This is a genomic window from Mumia sp. (genome assembly GCF_028803055.1).
In the GTDB taxonomy this organism is placed as follows: Bacteria; Actinomycetota; Actinomycetes; order Propionibacteriales; family Nocardioidaceae; genus Mumia.
The window spans coordinates 1996-9404 of sequence record NZ_JARBCJ010000138.1; the positions used below are offsets into that span (position 1 = coordinate 1996).

General features: G+C 70.5%; 10 protein-coding genes. 4 read left to right on the top strand and 6 right to left on the bottom strand.

From position 1 onward, the window contains the following. Positions 1-1555: peptidoglycan recognition family protein (locus PV363_RS12970; RefSeq protein WP_301022527.1), on the bottom strand; the 1555-nt coding region annotated here is incomplete at its 3' end. A 178-nt stretch (positions 1556-1733) separates the two neighbouring features. Beyond that, a complete protein-coding gene (locus PV363_RS12975; RefSeq protein ID WP_220343066.1) occupies positions 1734-2627 on the bottom strand; it encodes an aldo/keto reductase in 894 nt (297 codons plus the stop codon). 75 nt (positions 2628-2702) lie between these two features. On the opposite strand from PV363_RS12975, the gene PV363_RS12980 reads away from it, so the two are divergent. Beyond that, entirely contained in the window at positions 2703-3356 is a 654-nt protein-coding gene (locus tag PV363_RS12980; RefSeq protein WP_301022528.1) for a GNAT family protein, read from the top strand. On the opposite strand, the gene PV363_RS12985 is transcribed toward PV363_RS12980, so the two are convergent. Next, a complete protein-coding gene (locus PV363_RS12985; RefSeq protein ID WP_220343068.1) occupies positions 3292-4020 on the bottom strand; it encodes a hypothetical protein in 729 nt (242 codons plus the stop codon). The two genes, PV363_RS12980 and PV363_RS12985, sit on opposite strands and share 65 nt — an antisense overlap. A gap of 289 nt (positions 4021-4309) precedes the next feature. Here PV363_RS12985 and PV363_RS12990 point away from each other — a divergent pair, with 289 nt between their 5' ends. From PV363_RS12990 to PV363_RS13000, 3 genes are read left to right on the top strand one after another with little or no spacing between them, the layout of a single operon-like run. Then, positions 4310-4714 (top strand): metalloregulator ArsR/SmtB family transcription factor, encoded by a 405-nt coding sequence (locus PV363_RS12990; protein WP_301022529.1) that lies wholly within the window; start codon positions 4310-4312, stop codon positions 4712-4714. Continuing rightward, a complete protein-coding gene (locus PV363_RS12995; protein WP_301022530.1) occupies positions 4654-5160 on the top strand; it encodes an SRPBCC family protein in 507 nt (168 codons plus the stop codon). Before PV363_RS12990 ends, PV363_RS12995 begins: the two co-directional genes overlap by 61 nt. Further along, complete coding sequence (locus PV363_RS13000) at positions 5160-5786, top strand: dihydrofolate reductase family protein (protein ID WP_301022531.1); 627 nt, start codon at positions 5160-5162, stop codon at positions 5784-5786. Before PV363_RS12995 ends, PV363_RS13000 begins: the two co-directional genes overlap by 1 nt. 2 nt (positions 5787-5788) lie before the next feature. Here the strand turns inward: PV363_RS13000 and PV363_RS13005 are convergent, their stop codons facing one another. Genes PV363_RS13005 through PV363_RS13015 form a run of 3 tightly spaced genes read right to left on the bottom strand, consistent with a single transcriptional unit; the run spans position 5789 to position 7223 of the window. Next, the gene (locus PV363_RS13005) at positions 5789-6439 is read right to left on the bottom strand and encodes a helix-turn-helix domain-containing protein (RefSeq protein WP_220343072.1); all 651 of its coding nucleotides are present in this window, start codon (positions 6437-6439) and stop codon (positions 5789-5791) included. Between the two features lie 47 nt (positions 6440-6486). After that, positions 6487-6891 (bottom strand): secondary thiamine-phosphate synthase enzyme YjbQ, encoded by a 405-nt coding sequence (locus PV363_RS13010; RefSeq protein WP_220343073.1) that lies wholly within the window; start codon positions 6889-6891, stop codon positions 6487-6489. A gap of 38 nt (positions 6892-6929) precedes the next feature. Then, positions 6930-7223, bottom strand: a complete 294-nt coding sequence (locus tag PV363_RS13015; protein WP_301022532.1) for a DUF4287 domain-containing protein — start codon at positions 7221-7223, stop codon at positions 6930-6932. Positions 7224-7409: the final 186 nt, after the last annotated feature.

A 7409-nucleotide genomic window follows, 5' to 3' on the forward strand; every position in this document is an offset into this window, starting at 1 on the left:
ACGAGCCCGCCCACCAGACGCCGAGCCACTCGTCGCGCACCTCGGCCACGACCAGCTTGTGCCCCGACTGGATGCGTGCGCTGATGTCGCTGGCGTACGTCGTCCCCGCGGCGCCGTTGGGCTTCCAGCCCGGGTCGTTCGCCAGCGGGGCCTCGAGCGAGGGCGACTGGTAGGCGAGGACGAAGTTCGTGCCCTGGCCAGGGACGCAGTCGCCGGACCCCGGAGAGGCCTGCTGGCAGCCGGTGATCGTGTTGACGTTGTCGGCGTAGCCGCCACGGACCTCGACGACGTCGCCGGCCTTCACCGACGAGGTGTTCTTGGCCGACTGGCCGATCGGCGCCTGGACGAGGTCGAAGTAGTGCTCCCAGTCCCAGTACGGCCCCGGGTCCCAGTGCACGTTCCTCGTGGCGCCGGAGGTGACGCCCGGGACCTGGTCGTGCCCGATGATGTGGGCTCGGTCGAGCGGGATGTCGTGCTCGTGCGCGAGGTGGCGCACCAGCTTCGCCGACTGCTCGTACATCGCCTCGGTGAACCAGCCCGCCGACCCCGCCCAGCCCTCGTGCTCGATACCGATGGAGTGGGCGTTGACATACCAGTTGCCCGCGTGCCAGCCCACGTCCTTCGGGTCGAGGTGGTTGGCGATGTGGCCGTCCGACGACCGGATCGTGTAGTTCCAGGCGAGGTAGCCCGGGTCTGTCACGAGTCCGATGGTCGGGTCGTACGCGGTCTCGGTGTCATGGATGACGATGTACTTGAGCTTCGGCCCGCCAGGCCCGGTGCGGTCGGCCTTGTCGTGGTTGCCGTAGTTGCCGGTGCTGTCGGAGTCGGAGGGGACCAGCTTCTCGTAGCCGGCCGGGATCCACTCGCACCCGAGGTCGGGCGGACAGTCGGTCTCGGGATCGCTCGCGGACGGCGGGGCGACCTCGACCGTCGGGTCGCCATCGAGGGTCACCGTCTCGCCGCCGGAGGTCGTACGAGCGCGTCCTTCACGGAGCGTGGTCAGGACCTGACGCTCGAACGTGTCGGCGGACCCGAAGCGGGCGATCGCCGCGGTCCACCTCTGCGGTGGCGTGGACGCGTCGAGGTCGGGCGCGTACGACGCGGTCAGTGCCGCGGCTGCGCAGACGTTGGCGCGGTCGTCGCTGCGGACCGTCGAGGCGGGGATCCCGGTGAGCTCGGCGGCGCGCTCGAGCTGGCTGGCCGTACGTCGTGGGGAGCGGTCGGTCGAGCCCTTGCCCGCCCCGTCGGGGACGGCCGTCGTCGTCGACTTGAGGTTGAACATGCCGTACCCGCCGTCGTTGCTGACCCGGCCGTCGTGGCCCTCCCAGCGAGACTGCATGTAGGAGACGGCTCTGAGGAGATCCGACGGGACGTCGGCGGCCTCGGCCGCGGCGTCGAACGCCGCGTCGAGGGTGGGAGCCGCGAGGACTGACTGGCAGTCGACGGCCGGGGGGTCGGTGACGGGTGACGCGGAGACGAGCGAGGCGGGCATCGTCGCCAGCACCAGTGCTGACGCGCCGGCGACGACGCCGACCCGGAGGAGTGAGGATCGCACGCGAGGGCTCCCTTCGACACCTGATCGGATTCAGGTGATCCCTGCATGCAAGCGCACCCCACGCTGGTTGCACCACGAGACGTATCAACACCTGGGACGAATATTTGTTACGTAAACCACGGCTCGACGCCGACCTGCCCCTTGCTCGTTGTGATTCGCCGTCGAGATGCGCTCCGCATCATGAAGACGCCAGTCGATCGAGCTCGTCGGCGGTAAGTCGGAGAGCGCCGGCTGCGACGTTCTCGTCGACGTGGGCGGGGTCGCCGGTCCCCGGGATCGCCAGGACGTGCGGGCCCTGCTGGAGGGTCCAGGCGATCCGGACCTGTGCCGGAGTGGTGCCGTGCGCCGCCGCGATGTCGAGGACCTCGGCGTCCTCACGAGCTGCGGACCGACCTCGCTCGGCGCCCTGCCCGGCGACGGCGAAGAACGGGACGAAGGCGATGCCGCGTGCGCGGCAGGCCTCGAGGACGTCCCGGGCGTCGCCGCTCGACCCGATCCCGTACCGGTTCTGCACACAGACCACCGGAGTGACCGACAACGCCTCGTCGAGGTGCCCACGATCGACGCCGGAGACGCCGATGTGGCGGATCAGACCGGCGTCGCGCAGGTCTGACAACGCCCCGACGTGCTCGCTGATCGACGTCACGGAGGGCATCTTCCGGAAGTACACGAGATCGAGGTGGTCACGGCCGAGCTGGCGGAGGTTCTCCTCGACCTGGCCGCGCAGCTGGTCGGGGCGGGCCGGTGGCAGCCACGCCCCCGAGGCGTCCCTGCCGGGCCCGACCTTGGTGGCGATGACGAGGTCGTCCCCGTACGGCGCGAGTGCGGAGCAGATCAGCTCGTTGGCCGAGCGGAGCGAGGAGAAGTAGAACGCGGCCGTGTCGATGTGGTCGACGCCGAGCTCGACCGCGCGCCGCAGCACCCGGAGCGACCTCGTGCGGTCGCTCGGCTCGCCGAGGTCGAACGCGGCGCTCCCGGTCAGCCGCATCGCGCCGAGCCCGATCCGGTTGACGGTGAGGTCACCCAGCTGCCACCTTCCGGCGCTGTCGGCAGTGATCGTCGTGGAGGTCATCGGGGGAGTCTGGCACTCGGTCGCGCACGACGAAACTGCGTTGAACGCCTCCCGGTCGTCTGGTTGTCTCACCGGGTGACGATTCCTGAGCTCGGCTGGCCGAGGAGAACCGAGCGGCTCGAGCTGCGGCTGCCCACCGACGAGGCCGTCGACGAGGTGCTCCGGTGGCGCAACCACCCCGACGTGACGCGGTGGCTGCTGCGGACGACCGTCGATCCGGGCTCCTTTCGCAAGGCCTGGCTGGCCAGTGTCGACGATCCGCTCGACCACGGAGTCTTCGTCCACCTCGGTGACGTCGTGGTCGGGCTCGCATCGTTGGGGGTGCAGGACGGGCTGGGGCAACGCGAGGACGGGGAGCCGTGGCGAGCGGCAGAAGGCACGCTCGGCTACTCGTTCGACCCCGCGTACGCAGGGCGCGGGTTCGCGACCGAGGTGGCCGGGGCGCTGCTGGAGCTGGGCTTCACCGAGCTCGGGCTGCACCGGATCACGGCCGGTTGCTTCGCCGCCAACACCGCCTCTGCCCGGGTGATGGAGAAGCTGGGCATGCGGCGCGAGCAGTACGGCGTCCGCGACTCGTGGCACGCCGAGCTCGGCTGGATCGACGGCTGCCAGTACGGGATCCTCGCCGAGGAGTGGACCCGCGCTGATCGTGGGGTGGCACGGCTCAGGCGGGTGAGCGCTCCAAGAGTCGCGCCAAGCGGGCGAGCCCGTCCGGCGCGCCCTCGATGATCGTGGTGGCGAGGTGGCTCTGGGCGACCGGGACGGCTTCGCGGACGTACTTCGCCTCACCCTTGGACAGCTCGGCGCCCCGCAGGTCGCGTGCGGTGAGCATCGACGCGAGCAGCGCGAGGTCGTCGAGGTGGCGCCCGCGGTGGGGGTCGACGGTGATCGAGTAGGCGGCCGACTTGATGACGAGCGCGCCGAGGAGCGTCGGGCGCTGAATCGTGCCGGTGGTGTCCCCGACGGTCACCTCGACCGGCTCCGAGCGGCGCAGCGCATAGATGGCGCCCGGAGTGGCGAGAGCGGGGAACCCGCTGGCTCCGACCCCGCGCCCAGGCTGACCGGTGAAGGCGGGGATCAGGACGTCGATGGTCGCCGCGCCGCGGACCCAGCGGTGCTGCTTGCCGCTGGCGGTGAGTCCGCGCGGCTCGAACTCCGCCTCGGACAGCGCGGAGGTGACGGTCATGAGGATCTGCGGGTGGCCACGGACGTCCAGGACGGCGTCGACGTCGGGCGTCGAGCGGTACGGATCGACGCCGCGCTCGGCGCAGTGCAGGTGGACCATCTGCCCGCCGACGAGCGTCCAGCCCTCGGGGACGGTCTCGGCGAGGTGGAAGAGGCCGAACCAGGACGCCTCCTGCTCGGCGCTCATGACGGGGAGCGCGATGCTCACGCCGTACCTCCTGACCTCTGCACGACCTCGGCGGGACCGGCGCTCGGCCGCGCCGACGCTCTCGCGGGATCCTAGGTGCTCGGCCAGGTCCGTTGCCAGCACCGGCCCCACCGTCGTGTCGGGAGCCTTTCGATCAGGATCGAAATCCCTTGCCGGTCACTCGTCCTGGAGTCCAGGGTGGTCCGGGGCGGCGGTGTGGAGCAACGGCCACATCGCCGTCCTTCGTTCTGCTCGCCACGCCTACGCGCTCCCTCTTGACGTATTCCCATATAGGCATATGATCGTCCCTATGGCACGCGCAGCGACGACGTCGGACGTCTTCAACGCGATCGCCGAGCCGCAGCGCCGGGAGATCCTGGTGCTGCTGCGCGCGGGCGAGCGGCCCGTGACCGAGGTGGCCGAGGAGCTGGGCATGACCCAGCCGGGAGCGTCCAAGCATCTGCGTGTGCTCCGCGAGGTCGGCCTGGTGCAGGACCGCAAGGTGGGCAAGCAGCGGCTGTACGGCCTTGACGCCGGCGGGCTGCGACCGGTCCACGAGTGGACCGGCGGGTTCGAGCAGTTCTGGAACGAGAGCTTCGACCGGCTGGACGCGTACGTGCAGGACCTCAAGCAGGCACGACAAGAGGAGTACCGATGGCAACCACAGGAACAGGAGCGCCGGTGCAGTCCGCGACGGCCGACCGGGAGATCGTGATCTCCCGGGTCATCGACGCCCCGCCGGAGCTGGTGTTCGAGGCGTTCACCGACGTGCGGCACCTGTCGCGGTGGTGGGGGCCGGACGGGTTCACCACGACGACGACGTCGCTCGAGTTCCGCGCCGGCGGGGAGTGGGACTTCGTGATGCACGGTCCCGACGGGACGGACTACTCCGAGTGGATCACCTGGACGGAGATCACCCGGCCGGAGCGGATCGCGATGCTTCACGGCGAGTCCCGCGGCGACCCGAACGCCTTCGAGTCGGTCCTCACGTTCGAGCGCGACGGGACGGCGACCCGCATCGAGATGCGCACGGTGTTCCCCACCAAGGAGCTGCGTGACGAGGCGGCCGAGAAATACCACGCGATCGAGGGTGGTCAGCAGACGCTGGGCAACCTGGCCGCGTACGTCGCCGAGATGGCTGAGCAGGGGGCGGACGACTGATGGCCGGCACGGTGTTCTTCAGCGTGTCGATGTCGTTGGACGGGTTCATCGCGCCCGAGTCCACCGACGAGCTGATGGGTCGACAGTGGATGGAGCTGCAACGGTGGGTCTTCCCGCAGCGGTTCTTCCGGGAGAACCTCAAGCTCGGCGGGGGCGGCGAGGAGGGGCGCGACAACGACATCGTCCGAGCGACCTTCGAGCGCACGGGCGCGAGTGTCATGGGCAAACGCATGTTCGACGCCGGCGAGGAGGCGTGGCCAGAGGAGGCGCCGTTCCACACGCCGGTCTTCGTCGTGACGCACGAGAAGCGTGACCCGTGGGAGCGGCCCGGCGGTACGACCTTCCACTTCGTCAACGACGGCATCGAGTCCGCCCTCGACCAGGCCCGCGAGGCCGCCGGCGAGCGTGACGTCCGCATCTCGGGCGGCGGCGCGACGATCCTCGAACACCTGAACGCGGGCCTGGTCGACGAGTTCTCGATCGCGCTGTCGCCCGTGCTCTTCGGCAAGGGAGTCCGCCTCTTCGAGGGCGTGGACGCCGACCGCGTCGCCCTGGAGCAGGTCCGCGCCGAGTCCTCCCCGCGGGTGACGCACCTGACCTACGCCGTTCGTCAGCGTGAGCGCTGACCTCAGGTCGACCCGGCCCGGACGAGCTCGGACGCACGGGCGCTCTCGCGAGACCCGAGGTGCTCGGCCAGATCCGCCGCCAGCACCGGCCACCCCCTCGTGTCGGGAACCACGTCGGTGACGTGGAGGACCACGTTGCCCTCCTGGCGTGGAGCGGGCACGAGGAAGTAGTCATCGACGAGGCCGTCCAGGTCCGTCGTCGCCGCGTACGCCTCGAGCGTGGGGCTCACGATGAAGCTCCCCTCGGCACTGACTCCTGAGAGGTGCACGCGCTCGTCGTCGCGCAGGTCGTCGAGATCGCCGGGGGCAACACGGAACTCCTGGCGATCGGCTCGCCGCGCCATCCAGGCCCGCAGCAGCGCGGCGGGGTCGTCGGACGCCCGCAGGCGCTCGGCGTACGCGTGGAGGCGGGCGCGCTCGGTCGACGCGACCGTGGGCGACCCTCCCGCCAGGAGATCGAGCAGCGCCCACGCCATCCGAGGCGAGAGCGGCCGCGAAGGTCGAGCGGCCGCCAGCGGCAGACGGCCGGGGTCGATCGCCCACTGGTTGCCGATGCGGACGGCGGGCAGCGTGCCGTCCTCGATGCGCTGGTGCACGCGTCGAGGGGTGATGGCGAGGCGCTCTGCTGCCTCGCGTACGCCGATCAGGGCCACAACACAAGTCTACGCGATCGTGAAGGGAAGTGTTCGACCTTGCCCGCTCACCCTGCGAGAAAGCTGAGCCGTACCTGGCGGACAGGGTTGTCGACGTTGGTGTCCACCAGGACGACGCTCTGCCAGGTCCCGAGAGCGATCGCCCCGGCGAGGACCGGCACGGTGACCGAGGGCCCGATGAACGCCGGCAGGACGTGGTCGCGTCCGTGGCCGGGGGCGCCGTGCCGGTGCTGCCACCGGTCGTCGCGAGGCAGGAGGTCGTCGAGGGAGTTCAGCAGGTCGTCGTCGGACCCGGCGCCCGTCTCGATGACTGTGATGCCCGCGGTGGCATGGGGGACGTACACGTTGAGCAGTCCGTCGCCCTCGTCGGCGACGAACCGCTCGCAGTCGCGGGTGAGGTCGTGGACGACCGGGCGGTTGCCGGTCCGGATCTCGATCGTGTCGCTTCGCATGCCTCGATCGTGCCCCGGGACCGTCCGCGGGTGCTACCTCACCCGGCGGGCTTGGTCGCCGCGCCGTCCAACCAGAGCGTGTCGGAGGGGTCGCTGTGCGAACCCTCCGTCCCGACGTGCTTGGAGCTGATCTGGGGGCCGTTGCGGATGACGTGCCACAGCGCCATCGCATGACCGCGCCCCACGCCGTACTCCTCGTCGAGCCACGCGACGACCTGCCCCGCCTTCGCACCCGGCTCCGCGAAGCCACGTCCGCGCGCCTCCTCGACCAGCTCGCGGGGAGTCTTGCCGGTCTTCTTCTCGATCGCGTCGAGGTAGGCCTGGAAGGACATGGTCGTTCTCCTTGTGGGGAAGGTCAGCGCGTGCTCATCCGGTCAGACCGGTCGTGCTCGGAGAAGTCATCGCACCGTCACGCGATCGCCTCCCGCACGCGGCGGGTCATCGCGGCGAACTCCGGCGATGCTCGCAGCTCGGCGGGGTCGACGTCTGCCGACGCCCTGGCGAACGGCGCCGTCTCG

Bases quoted from the DNA above. Each gene is read 5' to 3' on its own strand.
- PV363_RS12975 (WP_220343066.1), bottom strand. From the start codon at position 2,627: ATGACCTCCACGACGATCACTGCCGACAGCGCCGGAAGGTGGCAGCTG.
- PV363_RS12990 (WP_301022529.1), top strand. From the start codon at position 4,310: ATGGCACGCGCAGCGACGACGTCGGACGTCTTCAACGCGATCGCCGAG.
- PV363_RS12995 (WP_301022530.1), top strand. From the start codon at position 4,654: ATGGCAACCACAGGAACAGGAGCGCCGGTGCAGTCCGCGACGGCCGAC.
- PV363_RS13000 (WP_301022531.1), top strand. From the start codon at position 5,160: ATGGCCGGCACGGTGTTCTTCAGCGTGTCGATGTCGTTGGACGGGTTC.
- PV363_RS13010 (WP_220343073.1), bottom strand. From the start codon at position 6,891: ATGCGAAGCGACACGATCGAGATCCGGACCGGCAACCGCCCGGTCGTC.
- PV363_RS13015 (WP_301022532.1), bottom strand. From the start codon at position 7,223: ATGTCCTTCCAGGCCTACCTCGACGCGATCGAGAAGAAGACCGGCAAG.